Raw genomic sequence first — 21,504 nt, forward strand, 5'->3', positions numbered from 1 at the left:
AAAGCCGCTCAGGCGGATCGGCACCGATGTGGGGCGCCCTAGCCCAAGCCGAAGCCCGTACCCGTCAACACCAGAAAAAGAAATCGCCCAGGCACCAATTCCCTTGAGTGTTGCCATTTTGGCACGGCGGTTCTGCAGACCCGCGCATAGCGTTCGAATCGGAAGTTGGGGGACTAGGACGCGCAGACGGGCGACGGATGCGTGTTCGAACATATAGACGGAAAATATTGGAGAAACGTATCATGAGGAAACTGCTACTTAGTACTGCGGGTTTATTGGCACTCTGCCTGGGGACTCCCGCATCAGCCGCGGACATGGCCGTCAAGGCACCGCCGCCCGCTCCGCTGCCGGTAATCTACAATTGGAGCGGCTTCTATATCGGCGCCAATGGCGGTTGGGGTCAGAGCCGCAATTGTTGGGATTTAGTTAATGTGGTCGTGTTGGGCACCTTCGATGAGGGCTGCAGCTCGCGGTCCGGCGGCCTCGCCGGCGGCCAGATCGGTTATCGCTGGCAAGCCAATCAGTGGGTGTTTGGCGTGGAAGCCCAGGGCGATTGGGCGGATCTCAGCCACTCGCGCGTCAGCCTGTTCGATCCTACGCTCTCGCTTCGCACCACAACCGATGGCATCGGCCTCTTTACCGGCCAGATTGGCTACGCCTGGAATGCAGCGCTGCTCTACATAAAGGGCGGTGCGGCGGTGACGAGCAACCGCTTTACCATCCGCGATGACCTATTCTTTGTTGACCTGGCCTCGGCCAGCGCGACCCGCTGGGGCGGCGTCGTGGGTGTCGGATTTGAGTACGGCTTTGCACCGAACTGGTCGATCGGTCTTGAATACGACCACCTGTTCATGGGCGATGCTAATAATTCGTTCACGGGCCTCCCTGTGTTTGCCGCCTCCTTTGCCAACAGCCGGATCACCCAAGACGTGGATATGGTCACCTTGCGCATCAACTACCGCTTCGGCGGTTATGCTGCGCCGGTCGCGGCCCGTTACTGATTGGTCGCCGGTCCTGACGTAAACATCAGCCCCGGCACTGCTCGGGGCTGATTGTCATCTGCAACGATCGGCCGGCGGGCATCAAACCATGACAGGGGTGCTGTCACCTCCCGGATGACCGAAGCTTGCCTTGCACAGCGTTCCGCGCCTGATGGCAAGCCAGGTCACCTGCGCGCGTAACGAGCCGACTTGATCTGGATCAAGGGCAGCACGACGAAACCCAACCATGAATGACAATGGGGGGCCGCGGAGCGACGTATGCCCCTGGCCCGATATTTCCTCGTCATTGGCGGGGCGCTGCTCGCGCTCCTGCTTATCGCGAACGCCTGTTTGCCGATGCTGCCGGTTGCCATCGAGGCAAGTTCAAATCCGGTCACCATCCGCATCCATTCCGAGCAGAAGTTGCCGGAGCGCGTGGTTTTCGACACCAGCCTTCCAACGATAGTCCCCCAGGCGATTGCGAACGCGGAACGAAATGTTCCAGCCACAACAGTCGCCGATGTCCCGATCAAGGCGCGGGAGGCTCTTGCGCAATTACAGTCATCTGACGCTGTCCAACCCCGGGCATCAGACCCAAGAAAGCGAGAAGTGAAGCAGCAGCACCAACGCAGATCGGCGAAGAAGCGCAAGGCGCCGCATGAGTTCATGATGGCGCGGCCAGCGCACTATGGCTGGTTTGGCCACGGTATCTGGTGAACATCCAGAGCGAGGCGCGATCATCGCGACGTTCGGCTTCAAGAGGCGGCTTCCAGCCGCCTCTTTAGATTGATCGAAGATCAATTCGAGCGAAGCTGCGCAGCAAATCTTTGCCCGCCGATTTGATGACTCCGCGCCCTAATCCACCTTGGCGCCCGCGAACTTGACCACCTTGCCCCATTTCTCGGTTTCGTCAGCCACCAGCTTGCCGAAATCCGCGGGCGAGCCTGGTAGCAAGATGGCGCCGATCTCGGCAAAGCGCGCCTTCGCCTTCGGGTCGGTAAGGATCTCGTTGACCGCCTTGTTGAGCTTATCGACAATATCTGCCGGCGTGCCCTTTGGCGCCGCGAGGCCGTACCAGGCGCTCGCCTCGTAGCCCGGCAGGAAGTCAGCGACCAGCGGCAGATCCGGCAGCACGTCCGAGCGCGTCGTGCTGGTGACCGCAAGCCCGCGCAGCTTGCCGGATTTGACGTGCTCGGCGCAGGTCGGAAGGTTGTCGAACATGACATGCATCTGGCCGGACAGCATGTCGGTGAGCGCCGGCGCGCCGCCCCGGTAGGGCACGTGCTGCATGTTGATGCCGGTCAGCATCTTGAACAGCTCGCCCGACATGTGGATCGTCGACCCGTTGCCTGACGATGCCATGTTGAGCTTGCCCGGATTGGCCTTGGCATAGGCGATCAATTCGGGAATTGACTTGATCGGCAATGACGGATGTACCACCACCACGTTGGGAAAGCGGATGATGCCGGCGATTGGCTCCATCTCCTTCATGAAATCGAACGGCAGCTTGTCGTAGAGCGTGGCGTTGATCGCATTCGCCGGCGCGACCAGCAGCAGCGTGTAGCCGTCAGGCGTGGCGCGCAACACGGACTCGGTCGCGATATTGGTGCCGCCGCCCGGCCGGTTCTCGATGACGAAGGACTGCCCGAGCTTTTCCGACAGCCACTGCCCCATCAAGCGCGACGTGAGGTCCGCCGAGCCGCCGGGCGTATAACCGATCACGAGGCGAACCGGGCGGGATGGATAGGCTTGCGCGCTTGCGCTTGCAGATGTGAGCGGAACCGCAGCCGCCCCGGCTGCGAGTTGCAAAAATTGACGACGCTGAATCTTCATCATGCTTCCTCCGACGCACCGGCGGCTCTTGCGGCGCGCCTGGGTGCAGGCATCCTATCCGCGCGGCGTCGCGAAGCCGACAGATATTCTTAAGTGGGAGGCGGAGGGTTTACCGCGTCACTTCGTCTCGCTCAGGAACGCCTGATAGGCGAGCCGGATGCCTTCCTCGAGCCCGGTGCTGGCGCGCCAGCCGAGTTTTGCCAGCCGGCTGACATCGAGCAGCTTGCGCGGGGTGCCGTCCGGGCGTGAGGTGTCGAAGCCGATCTCGCCGGTATAGCCGACGGTCGCGGCGACCACGCGGGCGAACTCGGCGATAGTGATGTCCTCGCCGGTGCCGATATTGACCAGTTCGCTATCCGAATAGGTCTTCATCACATGGATGCAGGCGTCCGCGAGATCGTCGACATAGAGGAATTCGCGTCGCGGCGTGCCGGTGCCCCAGACCACGACCTGCTTCGCGCCCGAAACCTTGGCTTCGTGGAAGCGGCGGATCAGCGCGGCGACGACGTGGCTGTATTCCGGATGATAATTGTCACCGCTTCCATAGAGGTTGGTCGGCATCACGTTGATGAAGTCGGCGCCGTACTGGCTGCGATAGGCCTCCACCATCTTGATGCCAGCAATCTTGGCAATCGCATAGGGCTCGTTGCTCGGCTCCAGCGGCCCCGTCAGCATACAATCCTCGCGCAACGGCTGCGGCGCCAGTTTGGGATAGATGCAGGACGAGCCGAGGAACATCAGCTTCTCGGCGCCATTGACGTGCGCCGCGTGGATCACATTGGTCGCGATTGCCAGATTGTCGTAGAGGAATTCGGCGCGCAGCGTGTTGTTGGCGACGATGCCGCCGACCTTGGCGGCTGCGAGAAACACCACCTGCGGACGCTTCGCGGCGAACCACTGGTTGACCGCCGCCTGATCGCGCAGATCGACTTCGCTGCGGGTCGCCGTCAGCAGTTCGACGTTTTCCGCCGCCAGCCTGCGCACCAGCGCCGAGCCGACCATGCCGCGATGCCCGGCGACGTAGACGGTCTTGCCTTTCAGATCAAAGGGAATGCTTGCCACCTGCCGCCTCCCGCCGGGCTTCTGCGAGATCGCTCGCGACCATTTCCTTGACCATCTGGGTGAAGGACGTCTTGGGCTTCCAGCCGAGCTTGTCCCGCGCCTTGCTCGCATCGCCGATCAGAAGATCGACTTCGGTCGGCCGGAAATAAACCGGATCGATGCGGACCACGGTCTTGCCGGTTTTCTTGTCGACGCCGGTCTCGTCGACGCCCTGGCCGCGCCATTCGATGCGGCGGCCCACTTCGGCAAACGCCACCTCGACGAACTCACGCACCGAACGGGTCTCGCCGGTCGCCAGCACGAAATCGTCGGGCGCATCGGCCTGCAGGATCAGGTGCATGCCCTCGATATAGTCCCGCGCATGGCCCCAGTCGCGCTTGGCTTCGAGATTGCCCAGATAGAGCGTGTCTTCCAGACCGGTCTCGATGCGGGCAACGCTGCGCGTGATCTTGCGCGTTACAAAGGTCTCGCCCCGGATCGGGCTCTCATGGTTGAACAGGATGCCGTTCGAGGCATACATGCCGTATGCCTCGCGGTAATTGACCGTGATCCAGTAGCCGTAAAGTTTCGCAACGCCATAGGGCGAGCGCGGGTAGAACGGCGTGGATTCCCGCTGCGGCACCTCCTTGGCGAGACCATAGAGCTCGGACGTCGAGGCCTGATAGAACCGCGTCTCCTTTTCCATGCCGAGAATGCGGATCGCCTCCAAGAGCCGCAGCACGCCGATCGCGTCGGCGTTGGCGGTGTATTCCGGGCTTTCAAAGCTGACGCCGACATGGCTCTGGGCGGCGAGGTTGTAGATCTCGGTCGGCCTGATTTGCTGCATCAGCCGGATCAGGTTGGTCGAGTCGGTCATGTCGCCGTAATGCAGCAGGAACGGCACGTTGCGCGAATGCGGGTCCTGGTAGATGTGATCGATGCGCGCGGTGTTGAACGAGGACGACCGCCGCTTGATGCCGTGGACTTCATAGCCGAGGCCAAGAAGATATTCGGCCAGATAGGCGCCGTCCTGTCCGGTGACGCCGGTGATCAGCGCCACACGCTTTGGATTTTGAGCCGTCATAGTATCTCCAAGCCCCTGCGCGGCGCAGGCCATAGCATCCGCCAGAGGCCGAGTCTAATCCGAAAGCCGCTCAGTTTCAGACCTTAGGCCGAGTGCCGTCCGCATCGACTGATGGTAGTGGATCATCGCGGGCTCGTTGCGGCCGTAGACGGTGTGCGTCTGCGCACCCGAGGTCAGGCCGATCTGAATGCTGCGCCCGGTCGGGAAATCCTCGCCCGTGACGACATCGAGAACGAGCTGCATATTCTTGTCCCAATGGATGCGCTCTTCCTCGGTGCTCGGCGCCTTCGGCACATATAGCCCAAGGTCCATGACGGCGCGGTCCGTGCGTCCGTCGCGGGGAAACACCCGCGCCAGTTCGACATGGTCGCCCTGCACCAGCAGAACCGTGTTGGGAAACAGCGAATAGACCAGCGTCGTATTCCACATCAAATCCCAGGTGTCCTCGGGCTCGGCCTTGAGCCGCTCGAGTTTCCTGCGCGGAAACGTCAGGCGGTGATTGAGACCGAACGCCTCGAAATCGGTCACGTTGCCATGCAGGATGTCGCGCAGGGAATCGCGGTGCAGGAAGCCGACGTGGTAGCCCTCGTTGAACGTATCCACGACAATCTTCCAGTTCATGGTCTCCGGAATCTCGCGCCGGTCGTAGAACGACCAGGACGCAAATCCAAAAGACGCAAGCTCGTCTGCGAGCCCCCCAAGCCATGGATCGATGTCGAAATCCGTCGAACGGTCCGCGGTCGGCATCACCCACACAAGACCGTGCTTTTCACACAATGGCAGCTCGACGAGCGATGCGCGCTCGCCGCGCACGTCGGGAAAGCAGCGCTCGTCGGGAATGCCCATCAGCTGGCCGGCGAGATCATAGGTCCAGGCATGATAGGGGCATGAGAGCAGCCGCGCCTTGCCGCAGCCATGCGCGACCTTGGCGCCTCGATGGCGGCACACGTTCAGGAAGGCGCGCAATTTGCCGTCGCGTCCCCGCACGATCAGAACGGGCAAACCGGCATAATCGTCGGTGCTAAAACTCCCCGGCTCGGGCCAGTCCGAAGCGAAGCCCATGACCAGCGGATGCTTGCGAAACAGAACCCGCTGCTCCTCTTTGAGGCGCTCTGCATCCGTGTAGACCGACACCTCGTTGCGCCACGGGCTATCCGCCATCGCCGTGGTCCGGGTCTCCACGTAATGCAACAGCCGCTTCAAAAGATTGACCTGATCCTGCCTGCTCATCGGACATCTCCGGCTTGGCTGTGGTTCTCAAAAACCGATCACACCTCTTGATACGTTACCGTATCAATACCACTTGCAGTTTCGATTTTCAATACGGCACCGTATCAGATGCGAACACAACAACGCGAGCGATCCCGCAAAATGTTTCCTTTGGTCAATTTTCAGAAGACGTCGAAGCCGATTTTATTCGCCGTAATGGCGCAGCTTTTCGGGGTCGAGGATTGTCACCCCACCATATTCCAGTCGCAGCAGGCCCTCCTTCTCCAGCCGCTTCAGGCACTGGTTGGCGTTCTGCCGGGACAGGCCTGACAGGGCTCCAATCTCCTCCTGGGTGATTTCGAGATGACGCGTCAGGTCCGGATACAGTATCGGATTGAACAGCGAGGCGATCGAGCGCGCGACGCGACCGGTCGCATCCAGCGTGCGGCCATGTTCCAGCGCCCCGATGAACTGGCCGAGCCGCTCGTTGAGCTGCCTGACCAGAAAACGGTTGAAGGCGACGCTGTTCTCGAACAGCCAGAAGAAGGTAGCGCGATCCATCAGCGCCAGCCGCGTGTCGCGCAACGCCACCACGTCATAGCGACGCGGCTCGCTTTTGAGCATCGAGCCCTCGCCGAACCAGGCGCCGGCCGTGAGGCCGGCGAAGGTCGCCGCCTTGCCGCCGCTCGACACGGTACTCATGCGGGCCAGGCCCGTCACAATGCCGGTCCAGTAATCGAACGGATCGCCGCGCATGAAGATGTGCTCGTTGGCACGATAGGATTTCTCCACAATGCCGGCACGCGCGGCCTCGATTTCCCGCTCGTTCAGTTCACGCGACCAGGCCGCGATGCGCTTGAGGTACTCCGCAGCAATCATGACCGCATCAACCGTCGCGTCCCCATCGATTCTCTTGCTGCACCGCAGCAGAAATGCAGCCTGCGAAATTTCCCGACGAATTGTCAGGCAAAAGACATTTCAAACTACCGCATTGCCGTAAGGAGGGCCACCTCGGCCCGGGCGAGCGTGCGTGGCGGCGGGGTGCGGCGTTACCGCGCGCGAAGCCGGCGTTGCCCGGCATCGTTAGTCGGATGGCCCGCAGGTTACGGCCGATGTAGAATCGCGAACGACATAAAGAGCGCTGCCCAGGCGCCACATCTGGAGGGAATGAGTGGCTCATACGTTGGAAGTGCGCGGGGTGTCGCTGCGCTTCGGAGGCGTCCGTGCGCTGACCGAGGTCTCATTCGGCGTGAACGAGGGCGAATTGTTCTCGATCATCGGCCCGAACGGCGCCGGCAAGACCTCGATCGTCAATTGCATTTCCGGCCGCTACAAGCCGACCGAAGGCAAACTGTTCTACCGCGGCAAGGACATCACCGGCCTCAATCCGAACGCACGGCCGCGGCTGGGCATCGGCCGCACCTTCCAGAATCTGGCGCTGTTCCACCATATGAGCGTGCTCGACAACATCATGGTCGGGCGGCACCACCTACTGAAGAACAATTTCATCACGGGCTCGCTGTACTGGCTGACCGGCGCCCGGCGCGAGGAACTCGAACACCGCCGCAAGGTGGAGGAGATCATCGACTTCCTCGACCTGCAGTCGGTGCGCAAGGCCACCGCCGGCACCCTGCCCTACGGCCTGCGCAAGCGTGTCGAACTCGCCCGGGCGATGGCGCTGGAGCCGCAACTGATCCTGCTCGACGAGCCGATGGCCGGCATGAACTTCGAAGAGAAGGAGGACATGGCGCGCTACATCGTCGATCTCAACGAAGAGTTCGGCATGACCGTGATGATGATCGAGCATGACATGGGCGTGGTGATGGACATCTCCCACCGCGTCATGGTGCTGGATTTCGGCCGCAAGATCGCCGAGGGCGATCCGGCGTCCGTGCTCGCCGATCCCCATGTGAAACGCGCCTATCTCGGCGAAGAGGACGAGGTGCTGGTCGATCCCGACGACAAGCCGGCACCGCGGGAGAGCGCGGCATGATGGATTACGCCGCACGCGCCGCGAGGGCGGATACCTTTCCGAAGCTGCTGCGCCTTAACGCGAAGGAGCATGGCGGCGAGATCGCGCTGCGCGAAAAAGACCTCGGGCTGTGGCGCGTCTTCACCTGGAACGACTACCAAGCGCGCGTGCATGATTTCGCGCTCGGCCTGATTGAACTGGGTCTTAAGCGCGGCGACGTCATCGGCATTATCGGCGACAATCGCCCTGATTGGGTCGCGGCGGAAATTGCAACGCATGCCATCGGCGCCATGAGCCTCGGCCTTTACCGTGACGTGCTGGATGAGGAAGCGGCCTATCTGCTCAGCTACGGCGAGGCCAAGCTGGTGTTTGCCGAGGACGAGGAGCAGGTCGACAAGCTGCTGGCGCTGGCCGACCGCGCGCCGAACCTCAAGCACATCGTCTATTCCGATCCGCGCGGCATGCGCAAATACGACGATCCGCGGCTGATGGAGGCGGAAAAGCTGGCCAAGATGGGCCGCGACCGCGCCGCGCGCGAACCCGGCCTTTACGACCGGCTGGTCGACGAGACCCGCGGCGAGGATGTCGCGATCCTCTGCACCACCTCAGGCACGACAGCCAATCCCAAGCTGGCGATGCTGGCGGCGGGACGCGTGCTGAAACATTGCGCGACCTATCTGGCGTTCGATCCGAAGGGACCGGAGGACGAATACGTTTCGGTGCTGCCGCTGCCCTGGATCATGGAACAGGTCTATGCGCTCGGCAAAGGCCTGCTCTGCCGGATGAAGGTCAACTTCGTCGAAGAGCCCGAGACCATGATGCACGATTTCCGCGAGATCGCGCCGACCTTCGTCCTGTTCGCGCCGCGGCTCTGGGAATCGATTGCCGCCGATGTCCGTGCCGGCGTGATGGACTCTTCGCCGCTGAAGCAAAAGCTGTTCGACATCGGCATGAAGACCGGGCTTTCGGCGCTGGCGCAGGGCAAGCATTCGATATTTGCCGACCAGTTGCTGTTCCGCGCGCTGCGCGACCGCCTCGGCTTCACGCGGCTGCGCTCGGCCGCGACCGGCGGCGCTGCGCTCGGACCGGATACCTTCAAGTTCTTCCAGGCGATGGGCGTGCCGCTGCGCACGCTCTACGGCCAGACCGAACTGCTCGGCGCCTACACGTTGCATCCGGCCGGCAAGGTCGATCCCGACACGACGGGCGTGCCGATGGCCTCCGATATCGAGATCCGCGTCGACAATCCCGATGTCAACGGTGTCGGCGAGATCGTGGTGCGCCACCCCAACATGTTCCTCGGCTATTACAAGAATCCCGAGGCCTCGACCGCCGACATCAAGGACGGCTGGATGCATTCCGGCGACGCCGGCTATTTCAATGCGGACAGACAGCTCGTCGTCATCGACCGCATCAAGGATCTCGCCGAGACCTCGCGCGGCGAGCGCTTCTCGCCGCAATATCTCGAGAACAAGCTGAAGTTCTCGCCCTACATTGCCGAGACCGTCGTGCTCGGCGCCGGCCGCGACACGCTGGCGGCGATGATCTGCATCCGCTTCTCGATCATCTCGAAATGGGCGGAGAAGAACCGCATCTCGTTCACCACCTACACCGACCTCTCCTCGCGGCCCGAGGTCTATGCGCTGCTGCGCAAGGAGGTCGAAGGCGTCAACGCCACGCTGCCGCCGGCGCAGCGCATCTCGCGCTTTCTGCTGCTGTACAAGGAACTCGACGCCGATGACGGCGAACTGACCCGCACCCGAAAGGTCCGCCGTAGCGTCATCAACGAGAAATACGCCGATATCATCGACGCGATCTATGGCGGCAAGAGCGACATTCCCGTCGACACCGTGATCCGATTCCAGGACGGCACCACCCAGCGCATCCGCACCACGCTCCGGGTCGTCGATCTCGGCAGGGATACGCCTATGGCGGAGGCCGCGGAATGATGCTGACGTCTGCTAGCGGCGCCGCAGAACTGATCGTCATGCGCGGGCTTGACCCGCGCATCCATCCTCTTCGGACAAAGCGCTTCTTCAGGCGATGGATCGCCGGGTCAAGCCCGGCGATGACAGCTTGTACGTCTGGTGACTTGGCATGAACACCCAGCTTCTCATCCAGCTCCTGGTCAACGGCCTCGTGGTCGGCACGCTCTATGGCGTGGTCGCCATGTCGTTCGTTTTGATCTACAAGGCGACTCAGGTCGTGAACTTCGCGCAAGGCGAACTGCTGCTGATCGGCGCCTGGGTATGCTGGTGGCTGCTCACGAAATACCAGGTGCCGTTCTACGTGGGCATGCCGATCACACTGGTCTTCATGTTCCTGTTCGGCATCGCGATCCAGATCGTCATCCTGCGGCCGATGATCGGCGAGCCGATCATTTCCGTGATCATGGTGACGATCGCGCTGTCGACGGTGTTTTCCGCGTTGATGAAGTGGATGTTCGGCGTCAATTTGCAGCCGTTCCCGCGCATCTTCCAGACCCAGAACGTCAATATCCTCGGTCTGCAGGTGCAGACCGTCTATCTGATGAGCCTCGCCGTCTCGGTGGCGATGATGATCGGCATGGCGTGGTTCTTCCGCCTCTCCAAATATGGTCTCGCCATGCGCGCCACCGCGTTCAACCAGCAGGTCGCGCAGTCGCTCGGCATTTCCGTGAAGAGCGTATTCGCAATGGCCTGGGCGATCTCGGCCACCGTCTCCGCCGTCGCAGGCGTGGTGGTGGCCGTCGTCAACGGCGTTTCGGCTGGGCTTTCCGCCTATGGCGTGAAGGTGTTTCCGGCCGCGATCCTCGGCGGCCTCGACAGCGTCGGCGGCGCGGTGCTCGGCGGCATCATCATTGGGCTGTTGGAAAACGTCGCGCACTTTCTCGACAGCGAATATCTGCATTGGGGCAATCTCTACGAGATCGCGCCGTTCTATGCGCTGATCATTATTCTCATGATCAAGCCGTACGGACTGTTCGGCACCAAGGACATCGAGCGGGTGTAATCAATTATGGCAGGCCAGACCCTCATTCCCGCCGGCGATTTCCGCACCAGCTACGCGGCGGATACCACCGTGTTTCCGACCACCACCAGCCGCAATGCCATGATCCTTGGCATCGTACTGATCTGCCTTGCGCCCCATGTCGTCGGCGCCTACGTCCTCAGTCTGCTGATCCAGATCGGCATCTTCGGCATCGCCGCCCTCGGGCTCAACATCGTCGTCGGCTTCACCGGCCAGATCTCGATCGGCCACGCCGCCTTTTTCGGCTTCGGCGCCTTCACCTCGGCCTATCTCTCGAACCGGTTCGGGATTCCCGTCTTCTTCTGCATTCCGCTCGCAGGCGTAGTGACGGCGGCCGTCGGCCTGATCTTCGGCCTGCCAGCCGCGCGGCTGAAGGGACTTTATCTCGCGATCGCGACCCTGGCGGCGCAATACATCCTGCTCGACTTCTTTGCGCGGGCCGAATGGTTCACCGGCGGCAGCGTTCCGGCCAGCGCCGAGCCGTTCTCGATCTTCGGCTACACGCTGCGCGGCGACAAACAGTACTTCTACGTCGTACTGGCCTATGTCGTCGTCTGCTATCTCCTCGTGACGAACCTGATCCGTTCGCGCGACGGACGTGCGCTGGTCGCGGTGCGAGACCATTATCTGTCCGCCGAGATCATGGGCATCAACCTGACCAAGTACCGCACGCTGTCGTTCGGCCTCGCCGCCTTCTTTGCCGGCGTCGGCGGCGCCCTTTATGCGCACTACAACCAGGTGGTCTCCAACGAAGGTTTTGGCATCGATCGCTCGATCATCTTCCTCGCGATGATCATCATCGGCGGGCTCGGTTCGATCATGGGCACGCTGATGGGCACAGCCTTCATGGTGCTGCTGCCGGAATCGATGGAATGGCTGAGCGTCGCGCTGCGCGACAGCCCGATCGACCAATTCCTCGGACTGAAGAACAACATCGCCTTCCTGCGCGAGATGGCCATCGGCGTGATCATCATCGTCTTTCTGGTGTTCGAGCCGGATGGATTGGCGCATCGATGGCGGCAGATCAAGGCATACTGGAAACTCTACCCGTTCTCGCATTGAGGTCGGAACGGGACGAACAACGAGAAGACCTCGAGAGCTAACCGGAGGAACATGACGATGAAGACTCTATTGAGCACCGCCTCGCTTGCTTTGCTGCTGGGTAGCACCGCGGCATCGGCCCAGGCGCCGATCGCGCTGGGACATCTCACCGACTATTCAGGGCCCACCTCGGACGTCGGAACGCCGTTCGGACAGGGTGTCGCCGACACCTATGCATGGATCAACAAGAACGGCGGCATCAACGGCGCCAAGGTCAACCTCGATACCGTCGACTACGGCTATCAGGTTCCGCGCGCGATCGCCCAGTACAAGAAATGGTCCGGCGCCGACAAGGTCTCCGCCATTCTCGGCTGGGGCACTGCCGATACCGAAGCGCTGACGGGATTCCTGGCGCAGGACAAGATCCCCGATATTTCGGCATCCTATGCCGCAGCGCTCTCCGATCCCACCGGCGCCGGCGGCAAGGCCAAGCCCGCGCCTTACAATTTCTTCTACGGCCCGAGCTACTCGGATGCCGTACGCGGCATGCTGACCTGGGCTGCCGAAGACTGGAAGTCCAAGGGCAAGCCCGGCAAGCCGAAGTTCGTCCATATGGGCGCCAACCACCCCTACCCGAACGCGCCGAAGGCGGCGGGTGAAGCGATTGCCGCCGAACTCGGCTTCGAGCTGCTGCCGCCGATCGTGTTCGCATTGACGCCCGGCGACTACAGCGCGCAGTGCCTGACCCTGAAGAGCTCGGGCGCCAACTACGCCTATCTCGGCAATACCGCAGGCTCCAACATCTCCGTGCTCAACGCCTGCAAGGCCGCCGGCGTCGACGTGCAGTTCCTCGGCAACGTCTGGGGCATGGACGAGAACGCCGCCAAGGCCGCGGGCGCTGCCGCCGATGGCGTGGTGTTTCCGCTGCGTACTGCGGTGGCATGGGGCGGCAACGCGCCCGGCATGAAGACCTTTACGGAAATCTCCAAGATGTCTGATACGGCCGGCACCACCTACCGTCCCGTGCATTACATCGCCGGCGTTTGCACCGCGCTCTACATGAAGGAAGCCGTCGAATGGGCTGCCAAGAACGGCGGTGCCACCGGCGAGAACGTCAAGAAGGGCTTCTATCAGAAGAAGGATTGGGTGCCCGCCGGCGGCGAAGGCATCTGCAACCCCTCGACCTTCACCGAGACCGATCACCGCGGCACGCTCAAGGTCGATCTCTATCGCATGAAGGTCGCCGGCGCGACCGATGCCCCGCTCAACGATCTCGTCAAGAACGGCGGCATCAAGATGGAGAAGGTGAAGACGATCGACCTGCCGCGCAAGCCCGAGTGGCTCGGCTGGTAAAGCAGGCCCGCCTGCAGGCGGCTCAACACTCAACTGTCATCCCCCGCGAAAGCGGGGGATCCAGTACGCCGCAGCGTCTCGGTCGATCGCAGGCGCCTCTGGAATACTGGGTCACCCGCCTTCGCGGGTGACGACACCGAGAGGTCAATATGAGCGAAGCAACCGAAATCAATCGTCCTGCGACGGCAGCGCAAGCTGCCGCCCCGCTGCTCAGCGTCCACAACATCGAGGTGGTCTACGACAAGGTCATCCTGGTGCTGCGCGGCCTCAGCCTCGAAGTGCCGAAGGGGGCGATCGTGGCACTGCTCGGCGCCAACGGCGCCGGCAAGTCGACGACGCTGAAGGCGATCTCGGGCCTGCTCAAGACCGAGGACGGCGAAGTCATCCGCGGCGAAATCGTTTTCGACGGCGAGCGCATCAACGGCATCGATCCCGACAAGATCGTCCGCCGCGGCATCTTCCAGGTGATGGAGGGCCGCCGCATCATCGCCGACATGACGTCGATCGAAAATCTCAAGCTGGGCGCGTTCACCCGCACCGACAACGAAATCGCCGCCGACATCGACATGGTGTTCAGATATTTTCCGCGGCTCAAGGAACGCACCGGGCTTGCCGGCTATCTCTCCGGCGGCGAGCAGCAGATGCTGGCGATCGGGCGCGCGCTGATGGCGCGCCCCAAGATGATCCTGATGGACGAACCGTCGATGGGCCTGTCGCCGTTGCTGGTCAAGGAGGTGTTTGGGATCATCAAGGCAATCAACCGCGACCTCGGCGTCACCATCCTGCTGGTGGAGCAGAACGCGCGCGCGGCGCTGTCGGTGGCGAGCCACGGTTACATCATGGAACAAGGCAAGGTCGTGCTCGACGGCACGGCGGAAGAATTGCGCGACAATGAGGACGTCAAGGAATTCTACCTCGGCGGCGCCGGCGACCAGCGCAAGAGTTTTAAGAACCTGAAGAGCTTCAAGCGGCGAAAGCGGTGGCTGTGAATCACAGCGTTTTCAAGCGAAGCATGCCCTCGGACTTGATCCGGGAGTGGGAACCGGTTCGCGTGAAGAAAACGCGTCAAAACAAAAAGCTGTGCGGTTCTGACTCCATCAGAACCACCGATCATTTAACCGATCACCTGCTCCGCTTCCGCGACCGCGCAAAGGACATGGTAAAACGAGGACGCAGGGATCGTAGCAACCAGCGAGTTGCCGTCGCGGTCGAACTGGTCGTACCAGCCGCCTGCGACGGGATGGCTGAGATAATGCCACTCGAGCCGCGCCAGCGCCACGCGCGCTTCATCGGCCGCGCCCGCCTCGCCCGCTTCGGCCTGCGCGATCCACGCCTTGGCGATTTCGGTCTGCGGCCACAGCCGCCGCGTATGCCGCCTGATGTTGCCGCTGGCGTCGCCTTCGTCGATGAGACAACCGGTCGCCTCGTCGCGATAGCGCAGCGCCGACGCCAGCAATTCGCCGCGGTAGCGCCCCGTGGGGCAACCCGTGATGCGCTCAAAACCCTTCAGCAGCCAGGTCCATTCCGCCTGATGTCCGGGCTCGACGCTGACCGGCTCGATCTTCGAAAAGTCTTCCTCGAAATACTCGCCGAGCACCTGCCGCTGCTTGTCGTAGAGGTTGGCCAGAAACACGGCGAAGAAATCACCGGCCCGGTTCTGGAACACGGTGTCGTGCGTTGCGTCGAACGCCGCGATCATCGCTTCGAACAAATGCATCTGCGGGTTCTGCCGCCGCGGCATCGAAACCGGCAATCCCTCGTGAACCCCGCCATGCGGCGAGCGCAGCTGCGTATCGATGAAATGGCACAGCGCATCGATCTCGGCGCGGATCTGCGCATCGCGATCAAGCCCGTAGGCGGTTGCAAGCGCCAGCAGGATAAAGGCGTGGTCGTAGGAATCTCGCAAGGGGTCCAGCACCGTCCCGTCAGGCTTCAGCGTGTGGACAAAACCGGGCTTGCCGTCGGGAGCTTTCGCCTTGGCGAGAAGGTGCTCCAGCCCCTTCAGTGCGATCGCGCGCCCTTCCGGATACCAGCCCATCTGCGCCGCCTTGGCGTAGCAATAGATCTGGCGCGCCTGCACGAAAACCCGGCGCGGCGCCACGAAATCGGCACGGCCGTCCGCTCCGAGCCGGTCGATAAAGCCGCCCGCCTTGTCGTCCCAGCCTTCGCTCGACCACAGCGGCAGGCAGTGCTCAATCATGCGAAGCTTCAGCCGCTTGACGATATCGGCCGGATCCAGCCCATCTGCCGTCGCAGCGCTATCTCTTTCAGTCATTGCGTTCCCTGGAACATCAACACCGGTAGAAGCCGTCTGATAGCACGTCAGAGGCGGCACGCAATCGGCCCTCACCTGCGAGATCAGCCATGACCGATCACTATGACGCCCTTGAAACACGCGAGCCGGCCGCACGCGAGGCGGAGCTGTTTTCTCGGCTTCCAGATGTCCTGCACAAGGCGCTGGTCGCGCCGGCCTACGCCGACCGACTGAGAGGCATCGATCCCGCCGTAACCAGCCGGGCCGCGCTGGCGCGCCTGCCCGTGCTGCGCAAGTCGGAACTCCCTGCCCTGCACAAGGCCGCGCCGCCCTTCGGCGGGTTCGTTGCGGGACCTGTGGGATCGTTCGGGCGGCTGTTTGCCTCGCCGGGGCCGATATTCGAGCCCGAACCTGTTCACACTGACCCTTGGCGCGGGGCGCGGGCGCTGTTCGCGGCAGGCTTCCGGCCCGGCGACGTCGTGCTCAACACGTTCAGCTACCATCTGACGCCCGGCGGCTTCATCTTCGACGCGTCGGCGCGGGCGCTGGGCTGCGCTGTGATCCCGGCCGGCCCCGGCAATGCCGAGCAGCAGTTCGAGTTGATCGAGGCGTACCGCCCAGTCGGCTATAGCGGCACGCCCGATTTCCTCAAGATCCTGCTCGACGCCGCCGCATCCGCCGGACGCAACGTCTCTTCGATCAAGCGCGCGCTGGTCTCCGGCGCGGCGTTCCCGAGATCGCTGCAGGACGAAATCAAGTCGCGCGGCATCGATGCCTATCAGGCGTTCGGCACCGCCGACCTCGGCCTGATCGCGTTCGAGACGCCCGCGCGCGAGGGCATGGTGGTCAACGAGGACCTGATCATGGAGATCGTGCGTCCCGGCACCGGCGATCCCGTCGCGCCCGGCGAAGTCGGCGAGATTGTCGTCACTTCACTCGATCCGCAGCATCCGTGGATCAGGCTCGCGATCGGAGACCTCACGGCAACACTGCCGGGGACGAGCCCGTGCGGGCGCACCAACATGCGCATCAAGGGCTGGATGGGCCGCGCCGACCAGACCACCAAGGTCAAAGGCATGTTCGTGCGCCCCGAGCAGATCGCCGAGATCGGCAAGCGCCACCCGGAACTCGGCCGGCTGCGCCTCGTGGTCACGCGCTCCGGCGAAAGCGACCTGATGACGCTGAAGGCGGAGACGGCCGCGGTTACCGCAGGTCTTCAGGATGAACTGGCGGCAACACTGCGCGCAGTGACGAAACTCGGCGGCAAAGTTGAACTTGTCGCTTCAGGTTCGCTGCCGAACGACGGCAAGGTGATATCAGACGAGCGGAGCTGAGCGGCATCAAAATCCCTGCTAGCAGCGTGGCTCCACACACGTTTTCGCGCGAGCAAGTTCAATTGATCTGTGAATACATCAAGCCGGCGCTGTTTGCCGGCCCACCAGCACCAGCCATTAACGGTGGCGACTCTCGACTCTGTGTCCATGCTGCTCGGCGCCCCATTTGCCATTCGCAAAGGCGTCATCCTCATTGTCAGGAAGGACAGCCGCCAGGTCGACGCCGTGCTGCCCGCATATTAAGTCTCGATAGGTCTCCAACGTGTTGAATTTGCAAAACAAATGGGTTCGTTCTGCCAATTTCCATTTAGGGCTTCGGCAAGCTTGCTGTGCGCTGGCGGGTTAATGGAATATTGGCGGGAGCCATCATTTTCTACCTTAAGACGTATTTCTTTGTAAAATCAACCTTTCAGCTATTTCGCGCAAAGCTTGATTTTTCATGTTGAACGCCCGTTTCTCGTATCGTTCGAGCTTTCGCAGTTCCGGAAGTAACCGCTGCAAAGCTTCAGCCTCGAGCTCTGCCCGCGACAGCGGAGGGAGCAGCCAATCGACGGGTTTCAGCTTTTTCATGGGCGCGTTGGACAGGGCCTTCAGCAATCGCCTCTCGACGTCACGACCGAAGCGCGCTGCCGGGCCACAAGCTTCGACACGGGCTAGGCCGTCGATAATGTCCCGCTTGACTTGGCGAATGCGGGCGAGTTCTAGGTGAGCGTGCGCTGCGCTTCGGGCGCACTGAAGAAGATGTTGGTCTTTAACGCCTTCAACAATGCGCCGTGCCAGGGATTCAATAGCCTGGGCGTTTTCTCCTTCATCGGTTTGGATGCTGAGCCCGTAACGACGGGCATTCTTGGCCGCGCGCTGCTTGCCGGCATTCGTTCTAGGTCCGGTGCTCTTGCGCGCGTTCTTGCGGTTAGCCGCGATCTGCTTTTCGCTTGCCATGATTAATCCGCGCCCACCCACTCATCCGGCATCCAACAAGGCCGGCTTTGCTAATCCAGCGCGGTAATCCTCAAGTTGCTGGAGAATTTTGTCACGGCGCGAACCCAGATCAACCAAGCGTCGGTTGATTTCAGCCAAGTCTGCTATTGAGCAGCGGAAAGCTTCAGCATCGATGTTGGGTTCGCTGAGGCCAAACTTGCGCAGGAGAGCTTCGACTTTTTTCCGCTCACGCTTATTGGTAAAATAGCGTTCGGCTAGGTCCTCAATGTCTTCACTTTCGGCGCCTGACAGAAGTACGGCTAGCAGACTTTGCACCGCTAGGCGTCTGGCCGCCTTGACAATCAGGGATTTGAATTTGCCTAGTCGCAGCGTTTCCCACTCGCTCTTGACAATCTCAGCAACCCACATGTGCTCAACGAAGTCGCGGGGTCTGAGCTGTTCTAGAACAGCATGTCGTAGCGAATCATAGCCACGCCGGGATTCAGATACCAATAACTCTGTATCATAGAGATGATCAGCTAGCTCCGGATCGTTAATCAGTCGTCCGTGAAGAAGATTGATTTCACGCTGGATTAAGCCGACCGCCGGAGAAGAGTGCGGTCAGGAAGAGGTGCAGCAAAAGCCTGAGCCAGCGGATGAGGCGGCGGAAGTTGTAGCCGGCGGCGGCGAGGACGGCGTTGGCTGCATCGCCGCGACGGAACCAGAGATAATTGCGGCCCATGCGGTGCTCGGCTTTGAGATGGCCGATGACGGGCTCGACAGCGGCCCTGCGGCGCAATTGGCGTTTGATCCTTGGTGTCACTCCTCGCTTCTGGCCGGAGATGAAGACCCTGAACTTGTAATCGGGTGGGGCGTTGTGGCCGCGATATCCCTTGTCGGCGAGGAGGCGCGCGATGATGTTGCCGATGAGCGCCTCCATGTCCGGGATCACGGTGGCCAGCGTGTGACCGTCATAGGGATTGCCGGGCAGTGCCTTCACATGGGTGACGAGTTGGCCGCCCCTGGCGTGGCCGATCGTGGTGGCGACGGAGACTTTGACGCCGAACTCGTAAGGCCGGTGGGCCTTGCCCTTGCCGATGCACTCGACCTCCGGCGCGTGCAGGGAATAAACCTTCGGCCCACGTTGACGCTGCTGCTGCTCGCGCACGCGCCGCGCCAGCGCCAGCAGCTTTGCGAACGCCGCCTCGAGCCCGCTGTTACCCTCGATCTTGCGGCCGATGTCGCGGATCACGCGGCCCAGATAGGTCCGCAGCGTCTTGAGCTTCCGGTTGGCGCGCTTGAACTGCTTGGCGTGGGCATAGCGCTGGTGCTCGATCAGGGCGAACTTGCCCACCCGCGCATAGGACTGACGCAAAATCACCCCATGGCGCTGCGCCAGCCGCACCAGCTTCTCGCGCGCCCGGTTTAGAAGCTTCGCGTCGGTGGGGAACGTCACGTTCTTGGGCTGAACCGTGGTGTCGACGATCACCCGCGACAGTTCGGACGGCTTGACTGCCTCGGTCTTGACGGCAACCGACAGGCTTTCCTGGATCAGCGCCGCCAGCCGTTCCTCGCCCATGCGATTGCGCCAGCGCGTCAGCGACGAGCGATCGAACACCAACCGGTGCTGGAAGAATTCTTCGCCGCAGAAGTATTGGTAATAGGGGTTCTCGACCCACCGCTCGCACAGCACCTCGTCGGACAGGTCGTAGGTGTGCTTGAGGATCGAAAGCCCCGCCATCAAGCGCGTCGGCAGCGGCGGCCGGCCGGGATCATCATCGTAAACCTCGCCGAACCGCCCTTCCAGAAAGCCCCAATCCACCGTGCGGCCCAGCCTCACCAGCGGATGCTTCATGTCGATGATCTGATCGAGCCGGGAGCGGAAAAGATCCTGTTCCCCCGTCTCGCTCCGCTCTCGTGGCCGCATCGAATCTCTCGCCAAAGCCGGTTCTGCGCGAGTGAATCACAAATCAAGTTTGCAAGGAATCCCGCTCCAAAGGCCCGCTTTCCGGCAAATTCAATTACTGCAAAATGCCGTTTCCGGATTCCAAATCAACGGCTTGGGAATTCTTCACGGACGACTAATCAACCCACTCATCGAGCAATCCTTTTCGTATGGTTTAAGTCGCCATTATCGAACGTGAGCACGCCGATCGGCGGCGGTTCACCGGTTCAATGGCAAGCCTGTTACAACTTCACGAGCGGCAACAATTTATGCGCGCGCCCGGGGAACAAAATGGGGACGCACGAAAACTAATCGCTGGGATTATTGCGACGATTTGTGGGGTGCTCCGGGTTGTCCCCAATTTGCTCCGGTCACTTTGAGAGCATCGGACCAAGCAATGTCGAATTCTCGTCTGGATAAGGGAAATTTCGCCTTGGCAGCTTCATACCATCGGGCTTTGGTCATCTTCTTGTCATTCGGACTGGCAGTCATTTCGCGGATAAGCCATTGGCGAGCGAGATCCAGTCCCGATGCCTCGGGCCAGGCACTTACTTCCATGGCTAACCATTCTTCGAAGCGAGTAGTTTCGACGAGCACCGTTCTTCCGCGATGGCATTCAAGTCCCCTGCCCGCGTGCCGCGGAATCACGCCGCCACGAAGAATCTGTTCCCAGAATGGCTCGAAATGCCAGTCGCTTTGGGTCAGGCGGAATAGGCTGCCCGATTCAGGCGCGCGAACCATCGCCGAAATGGCACCTTTTTGGAGCGCTGCGCGGAGTTTGCCAACCGCGAATTCTCGCCCATTCCATTGACGCAATGCTTGCTCGGATGGGCTTCGAAAGTTCGGACTTTCTTGCTGTTGCGGCTCGTTGTTTGTGCTGGCGGTTTGCAGTTCATCGCGCCCGTTTGCGGCAACTAATCGGACGCCGCCTGGAAGATCTATGTTCGCACCCTCGAGATGAGCATCCGAGACACAAGTTGCTATTCGTTGCAGTGCCTCAGGCAGCGTGATGAATCCTGCCGGGATTGGATCATCCATTGTTATTTGTCCAGCTTAGAGGCAGCGGCCACACCGTCTTAAACTTTTCTAGACATGTCGTCCGGGCGAAAGGCGAGGTCTTTTCGGCGCAAGCCATCATTCGCGTTTTAAGCTTCCGTCGTTGGCGGAGCCGGGCACCTGGGCCGCCACCGTTCTCGTCGATGAACTCGACGCCGGCGGCTTCGACTGGTTGGGCCAGCGCTGCTCTGTTTGCCCCTCACGAATGCGGGCACGACCATTTATTTTTTCTGTGTCTCCCGCTTCGATTTTCCACTTAGGCGCACTCCGGGTCCACCACCGTTGGGTTCAATTAACTCGATGCCGGCGGCTTCTAGCACACGCTGCAACGCCTCGATCGTGCGCTCCTTCAATTCGGCTCCACGTTCAAAGCGAGCAACGGTGTCAATTGATACCTTGGCTGCTGCAGCAAGTTCTCGAACTCCCCAGCCAAGAGCAGCACGAGCCATTCGGCACTGCACAGGCAATAAAATCA

The 21,504-nt window shown here is 61.6% G+C and carries 20 protein-coding genes; 9 read left to right on the top strand and 11 right to left on the bottom strand.

Annotation, left to right across the window (positions count from 1 at the left end):
* Positions 1–242 precede the first annotated feature (242 nt).
* Together ACH79_RS41255 and ACH79_RS41260 are read left to right on the top strand one after the other, a co-directional pair.
* Positions 243–1,001 (top strand): outer membrane protein, encoded by a 759-nt coding sequence (locus ACH79_RS41255; protein WP_161855872.1) that lies wholly within the window; start codon positions 243–245, stop codon positions 999–1,001.
* 258 nt (positions 1,002–1,259) lie between these two features.
* Positions 1,260–1,697: a hypothetical protein gene (locus ACH79_RS41260; protein ID WP_161855873.1), complete on the top strand. Its 438-nt coding sequence runs from the start codon at positions 1,260–1,262 to the stop codon at positions 1,695–1,697.
* 138 nt (positions 1,698–1,835) lie between these two features.
* On the opposite strand, the gene ACH79_RS41265 is transcribed toward ACH79_RS41260, so the two are convergent.
* From ACH79_RS41265 to ACH79_RS41285, 5 genes are all read right to left on the bottom strand, one after another.
* On the bottom strand, positions 1,836–2,813 hold the full coding sequence (locus ACH79_RS41265; protein WP_161856829.1) for a tripartite tricarboxylate transporter substrate binding protein: 978 nt from the start codon (positions 2,811–2,813) through the stop codon (positions 1,836–1,838).
* A 117-nt stretch (positions 2,814–2,930) separates the two neighbouring features.
* On the bottom strand, positions 2,931–3,875 hold the full coding sequence (locus ACH79_RS41270) for a GDP-L-fucose synthase (protein ID WP_161855874.1): 945 nt from the start codon (positions 3,873–3,875) through the stop codon (positions 2,931–2,933).
* Positions 3,856–4,938 carry a GDP-mannose 4,6-dehydratase gene (gmd, locus tag ACH79_RS41275; RefSeq protein WP_161855875.1) on the bottom strand — a complete coding sequence of 361 codons (1,083 nt, stop codon included), beginning with the start codon at positions 4,936–4,938 and terminating at the stop codon, positions 3,856–3,858. The genes ACH79_RS41270 and gmd overlap by 20 nt, the downstream gene beginning before the upstream one ends.
* Before the next feature lie 54 nt (positions 4,939–4,992).
* The gene (locus ACH79_RS41280) at positions 4,993–6,168 is read right to left on the bottom strand and encodes an aromatic ring-hydroxylating dioxygenase subunit alpha (protein ID WP_161855876.1); all 1,176 of its coding nucleotides are present in this window, start codon (positions 6,166–6,168) and stop codon (positions 4,993–4,995) included.
* Between the two features lie 183 nt (positions 6,169–6,351).
* Entirely contained in the window at positions 6,352–7,026 is a 675-nt protein-coding gene (locus tag ACH79_RS41285) for a Crp/Fnr family transcriptional regulator (RefSeq protein ID WP_161855877.1), read from the bottom strand.
* Positions 7,027–7,318: 292 nt separating this feature from the next.
* On the opposite strand from ACH79_RS41285, the gene ACH79_RS41290 reads away from it, so the two are divergent.
* The 6 genes from ACH79_RS41290 to ACH79_RS41315 all read left to right on the top strand — a co-directional run bounded on the left by ACH79_RS41290 (position 7,319) and on the right by ACH79_RS41315 (position 14,511).
* Positions 7,319–8,140: an ABC transporter ATP-binding protein gene (locus tag ACH79_RS41290; RefSeq protein WP_065756420.1), complete on the top strand. Its 822-nt coding sequence runs from the start codon at positions 7,319–7,321 to the stop codon at positions 8,138–8,140.
* A complete protein-coding gene (locus tag ACH79_RS41295; RefSeq protein ID WP_161855878.1) occupies positions 8,137–10,068 on the top strand; it encodes a long-chain fatty acid--CoA ligase in 1,932 nt (643 codons plus the stop codon). Before ACH79_RS41290 ends, ACH79_RS41295 begins: the two co-directional genes overlap by 4 nt.
* A 148-nt stretch (positions 10,069–10,216) precedes the next feature.
* On the top strand, positions 10,217–11,110 hold the full coding sequence (locus ACH79_RS41300; RefSeq protein ID WP_161855879.1) for a branched-chain amino acid ABC transporter permease: 894 nt from the start codon (positions 10,217–10,219) through the stop codon (positions 11,108–11,110).
* A gap of 6 nt (positions 11,111–11,116) precedes the next feature.
* Positions 11,117–12,190: a branched-chain amino acid ABC transporter permease gene (locus ACH79_RS41305; protein ID WP_161855880.1), complete on the top strand. Its 1,074-nt coding sequence runs from the start codon at positions 11,117–11,119 to the stop codon at positions 12,188–12,190.
* A 51-nt stretch (positions 12,191–12,241) separates the two neighbouring features.
* On the top strand, positions 12,242–13,522 hold the full coding sequence (locus ACH79_RS41310; RefSeq protein WP_161855881.1) for an ABC transporter substrate-binding protein: 1,281 nt from the start codon (positions 12,242–12,244) through the stop codon (positions 13,520–13,522).
* 149 nt (positions 13,523–13,671) lie between these two features.
* Positions 13,672–14,511: an ABC transporter ATP-binding protein gene (locus ACH79_RS41315; protein WP_161855882.1), complete on the top strand. Its 840-nt coding sequence runs from the start codon at positions 13,672–13,674 to the stop codon at positions 14,509–14,511.
* A gap of 125 nt (positions 14,512–14,636) precedes the next feature.
* Here the strand turns inward: ACH79_RS41315 and ACH79_RS41320 are convergent, their stop codons facing one another.
* The gene (locus tag ACH79_RS41320; protein ID WP_161855883.1) at positions 14,637–15,797 is read right to left on the bottom strand and encodes an AGE family epimerase/isomerase; all 1,161 of its coding nucleotides are present in this window, start codon (positions 15,795–15,797) and stop codon (positions 14,637–14,639) included.
* Between the two features lie 89 nt (positions 15,798–15,886).
* Between ACH79_RS41320 and ACH79_RS41325 the strand changes: the two genes are divergently transcribed.
* Positions 15,887–17,110 (top strand): phenylacetate--CoA ligase family protein, encoded by a 1,224-nt coding sequence (locus ACH79_RS41325; protein ID WP_161855884.1) that lies wholly within the window; start codon positions 15,887–15,889, stop codon positions 17,108–17,110.
* A gap of 378 nt (positions 17,111–17,488) precedes the next feature.
* Here the strand turns inward: ACH79_RS41325 and ACH79_RS43495 are convergent, their stop codons facing one another.
* From ACH79_RS43495 to ACH79_RS41345, 5 genes are all read right to left on the bottom strand, one after another.
* Positions 17,489–18,049 carry a hypothetical protein gene (locus tag ACH79_RS43495; protein ID WP_202639138.1) on the bottom strand — a complete coding sequence of 187 codons (561 nt, stop codon included), beginning with the start codon at positions 18,047–18,049 and terminating at the stop codon, positions 17,489–17,491.
* Between the two features lie 21 nt (positions 18,050–18,070).
* Positions 18,071–18,457, bottom strand: a complete 387-nt coding sequence (locus ACH79_RS41330) for a hypothetical protein (RefSeq protein WP_161855885.1) — start codon at positions 18,455–18,457, stop codon at positions 18,071–18,073.
* 154 nt (positions 18,458–18,611) lie between these two features.
* Positions 18,612–19,955, bottom strand: coding sequence for an IS5 family transposase (locus tag ACH79_RS41335; RefSeq protein ID WP_161851761.1), 1,344 nt, complete (start codon positions 19,953–19,955; stop codon positions 18,612–18,614).
* Between the two features lie 339 nt (positions 19,956–20,294).
* The gene (locus ACH79_RS41340) at positions 20,295–21,011 is read right to left on the bottom strand and encodes a hypothetical protein (RefSeq protein ID WP_161855886.1); all 717 of its coding nucleotides are present in this window, start codon (positions 21,009–21,011) and stop codon (positions 20,295–20,297) included.
* 239 nt (positions 21,012–21,250) lie between these two features.
* Positions 21,251–21,478, bottom strand: a complete 228-nt coding sequence (locus ACH79_RS41345; RefSeq protein ID WP_161855887.1) for a helix-turn-helix transcriptional regulator — start codon at positions 21,476–21,478, stop codon at positions 21,251–21,253.
* Positions 21,479–21,504: the final 26 nt, after the last annotated feature.

This window comes from Bradyrhizobium sp. CCBAU 051011 (genome assembly GCF_009930815.1).
In the GTDB taxonomy this organism is placed as follows: domain Bacteria; phylum Pseudomonadota; class Alphaproteobacteria; order Rhizobiales; family Xanthobacteraceae; genus Bradyrhizobium.

What these genes read in the sequence shown, in the direction of transcription:
- ACH79_RS41320 (WP_161855883.1), bottom strand. Translation starts at nt 15,797, where the DNA reads ATGACTGAAAGAGATAGCGCTGCGACGGCAGATGGGCTGGATCCGGCC.
- ACH79_RS41265 (WP_161856829.1), bottom strand. Translation starts at nt 2,813, where the DNA reads ATGAAGATTCAGCGTCGTCAATTTTTGCAACTCGCAGCCGGGGCGGCT.
- ACH79_RS41300 (WP_161855879.1), top strand. Translation starts at nt 10,217, where the DNA reads ATGAACACCCAGCTTCTCATCCAGCTCCTGGTCAACGGCCTCGTGGTC.
- ACH79_RS41295 (WP_161855878.1), top strand. Translation starts at nt 8,137, where the DNA reads ATGATGGATTACGCCGCACGCGCCGCGAGGGCGGATACCTTTCCGAAG.
- ACH79_RS41340 (WP_161855886.1), bottom strand. Translation starts at nt 21,011, where the DNA reads ATGGATGATCCAATCCCGGCAGGATTCATCACGCTGCCTGAGGCACTG.
- ACH79_RS41285 (WP_161855877.1), bottom strand. Translation starts at nt 7,026, where the DNA reads ATGATTGCTGCGGAGTACCTCAAGCGCATCGCGGCCTGGTCGCGTGAA.
- gmd (WP_161855875.1), bottom strand. Translation starts at nt 4,938, where the DNA reads ATGACGGCTCAAAATCCAAAGCGTGTGGCGCTGATCACCGGCGTCACC.
- ACH79_RS41330 (WP_161855885.1), bottom strand. Translation starts at nt 18,457, where the DNA reads ATGTGGGTTGCTGAGATTGTCAAGAGCGAGTGGGAAACGCTGCGACTA.
- ACH79_RS41305 (WP_161855880.1), top strand. Translation starts at nt 11,117, where the DNA reads ATGGCAGGCCAGACCCTCATTCCCGCCGGCGATTTCCGCACCAGCTAC.
- ACH79_RS41325 (WP_161855884.1), top strand. Translation starts at nt 15,887, where the DNA reads ATGACCGATCACTATGACGCCCTTGAAACACGCGAGCCGGCCGCACGC.
- ACH79_RS41255 (WP_161855872.1), top strand. Translation starts at nt 243, where the DNA reads ATGAGGAAACTGCTACTTAGTACTGCGGGTTTATTGGCACTCTGCCTG.
- ACH79_RS41310 (WP_161855881.1), top strand. Translation starts at nt 12,242, where the DNA reads ATGACGATGAAGACTCTATTGAGCACCGCCTCGCTTGCTTTGCTGCTG.
- ACH79_RS41345 (WP_161855887.1), bottom strand. Translation starts at nt 21,478, where the DNA reads ATGGCTCGTGCTGCTCTTGGCTGGGGAGTTCGAGAACTTGCTGCAGCA.
- ACH79_RS41280 (WP_161855876.1), bottom strand. Translation starts at nt 6,168, where the DNA reads ATGAGCAGGCAGGATCAGGTCAATCTTTTGAAGCGGCTGTTGCATTAC.
- ACH79_RS41315 (WP_161855882.1), top strand. Translation starts at nt 13,672, where the DNA reads ATGAGCGAAGCAACCGAAATCAATCGTCCTGCGACGGCAGCGCAAGCT.
- ACH79_RS41335 (WP_161851761.1), bottom strand. Translation starts at nt 19,955, where the DNA reads ATGCGGCCACGAGAGCGGAGCGAGACGGGGGAACAGGATCTTTTCCGC.
- ACH79_RS43495 (WP_202639138.1), bottom strand. Translation starts at nt 18,049, where the DNA reads ATGGCAAGCGAAAAGCAGATCGCGGCTAACCGCAAGAACGCGCGCAAG.
- ACH79_RS41260 (WP_161855873.1), top strand. Translation starts at nt 1,260, where the DNA reads ATGCCCCTGGCCCGATATTTCCTCGTCATTGGCGGGGCGCTGCTCGCG.